Source organism: Ideonella sp. P3_A4 (assembly GCF_056403075.1).
The window spans coordinates 1-2,054 of sequence record NZ_JBFUGE010000871.1 but is presented as its reverse complement, the minus strand read 5'-3'; the positions used below and the strand labels follow the sequence as shown (position 1 = coordinate 2,054).

Sequence of the window (2,054 nt, the reverse complement as noted above, 5' to 3'; positions counted from 1 at the left end):
CGGCTATGTGGTGCGCTTGCCATCGACCGCGCCTCCCGCCGGCCAACGCTGGCCCGTGGTGCTGGTGCTGCACGGCGGGGGTGGTGATGCGGCCATCACCGAAAGGACGACGGGCTTCACCGCCGTCGGCCAGCGCGAAGGCTTCGTCGTTGTCTACCCCGAAGGCACCGGCCGCCTGGGCAACCACCTGCTGACCTGGAATGCCGGCCACTGCTGCGGCCAGGCGCTGCAGCGCCAGGTCGACGATGTCGGCTTCATCCGCGCATTGATCGACAAGCTGGTGGTGGACTACCCGGTCGACGCCAAGCGGGTCTACGCGACGGGCATTTCCAACGGCGGGATGATGAGCCACCGGTTGGGCATCGAGCTGCCGGACAAGCTGGCTGCCATCGCGCCGGTCGTCGCGGCGCTGTTCGGCGACGAGAAGAAGCCGGCRCAAGGCGTGTCGGCGCTGATGATCAACGGCGCGCTCGACACCTCGGTGCCGCTGGCCGGTGGCACGCCCGGCGGGCGCTTCGCCAACGCGTGGGATGGTGCGCACCCCTTGCCCGCCACCGCGCAAGCGAGCTTTTGGGCAACTGCCGATGGTTGCACCGGCGCGCCCGAGGTCACGACCCAAGGCGTGGTGCAGCGCACCCGCTACCGTTGCCCGGCGGGGCGCGATGTCGAGTTGCTGGTGCTGGCCGACCATCCCCACGCGTGGCCGGGCGGCGAGCGCGGCAGCCGGTTGGGCGCGACACCCAGCACCGCATTGAACGCCACCGACGAGATCTGGGGCTTCTTCAAGCGGCATTCGAAGTAGCCGCTGCTGCAGTCGGGGCGCTGGCGTCGCCGCGGAGACAGGCACAACGCACGCCGCGCCGGACAATCCAGCCCATGGGCACGCTCTACCTCGTTCGCCACGGCCAGGCCTCTTTTGGCAGCCACGACTACGACCGCTTGAGCGAGCTCGGCCACCGACAGTGCCGCGCGCTCGGCGAGCACTTTCGCAGCATGAACCTGCGCTTCAGCACCGTGCTGACCGGCAGCCTGCGCCGACACCGCGAGACCTACGAAGGCATCGCCGAAGGCCTGGGCCAGCGGCTCGAGCCCGAGGTCTGGCCGGGCCTGAACGAATACGACCCCGAAGCGGTGGTGCGCGCCGTCTACAGCGGCCAGGTGCCCAAGCCCGATTCACCCGAAGCCGTGCGCCAGCACTTTCGTCTGTTGCGCGACGGCCTGGTCGCCTGGATGCAGGGCCGCAGCGCACCGGCCGGCATGCCGACCTTCAGCGATTTTTCTGCGGGTGTGGGGACCGCGCTGGCGCGGGCGCGCGAACGGGCCGATGAAGACGTGCTGATCGTCTCCAGTGGCGGCCCGATCTCAACGGCGGTCGGCCTGGTGCTGGGGCTGGCGCCCGAGGCGGTGGTGGACCTGAACCTGCGCATCCGCAACAGCTCGGTCACCGAGTTCATCGCCAACCCGAAGCGCCACAGCCTGCTGAGCTTCAACGGCTTGCCGCACCTGCACAAGCCGGAACTGGCGGACTGGGTGACCTACGCCTGAGGCGTAGCGGCAGCCGGCGGGGCCGCGCGGCCCAGCTCGTGCGCTCGCACGATGCCCTTGGCGATGAAGAAGATCGCCAGGCCGTGGAAGCCGACCGACATCCAGTCTTCGATCTTCATGTAGATCAGCGCGTCCAGCGCATAGACCAGCACGCCGAGGTAGAAGGCCCACAGGCGCGGCCGTTGCGCCTGCCAGCCCATCAGCACGTAGAAGCCGATCGTCAGGCCGGCCAATCCCAGCGCGATGGGCAAGTTATCAGCGAACAGCATCGTGGCCAGCGTCGTCATGCCCAGGCCGACGACGAAGTTGACGTTGCTGCCGCTGTAGAACAGCACGGCGTTGACCAGCGACAGGCCGGCGATCCACCAGAACCAGCGGGCGGCGGATTGCACGACCGGATCGGCAGCGGGGGTGGGGATGGTGGTGTCGTTCATCAAGGCTCCCTCTAGGGGCCTGYTAACGCAYAAATCGCGGCCGCGTGGCCGTCCAGAGCGGGCGCAGTCTAGGCT

3 protein-coding genes are annotated in these 2,054 nt (G+C 68.8%); 2 read left to right on the top strand and 1 reads right to left on the bottom strand.

Going from position 1 to position 2,054, the window contains the following annotated elements; translation table 11 throughout:
- Nucleotides 1-802, top strand: an 802-nt coding sequence (locus AC1DYI_RS33880) for an extracellular catalytic domain type 1 short-chain-length polyhydroxyalkanoate depolymerase (protein WP_477208495.1), incomplete at its 5' end; no start/stop codon positions are given.
- Between the two features lie 74 nt (nt 803-876).
- Nucleotides 877-1,545 (top strand): histidine phosphatase family protein, encoded by a 669-nt coding sequence (locus AC1DYI_RS33875; protein WP_477208494.1) that lies wholly within the window; start codon nt 877-879, stop codon nt 1,543-1,545.
- On the opposite strand, the gene AC1DYI_RS33870 is transcribed toward AC1DYI_RS33875, so the two are convergent.
- On the bottom strand, nt 1,536-1,979 hold the full coding sequence (locus tag AC1DYI_RS33870) for a hypothetical protein (protein WP_477208493.1): 444 nt from the start codon (nt 1,977-1,979) through the stop codon (nt 1,536-1,538). The two genes, AC1DYI_RS33875 and AC1DYI_RS33870, sit on opposite strands and share 10 nt — an antisense overlap.
- Nucleotides 1,980-2,054: the final 75 nt, after the last annotated feature.

What these genes read in the sequence shown, in the direction of transcription:
- AC1DYI_RS33875 (WP_477208494.1), top strand. Translation starts at nt 877, where the DNA reads ATGGGCACGCTCTACCTCGTTCGCCACGGCCAGGCCTCTTTTGGCAGC.
- AC1DYI_RS33870 (WP_477208493.1), bottom strand. Translation starts at nt 1,979, where the DNA reads ATGAACGACACCACCATCCCCACCCCCGCTGCCGATCCGGTCGTGCAA.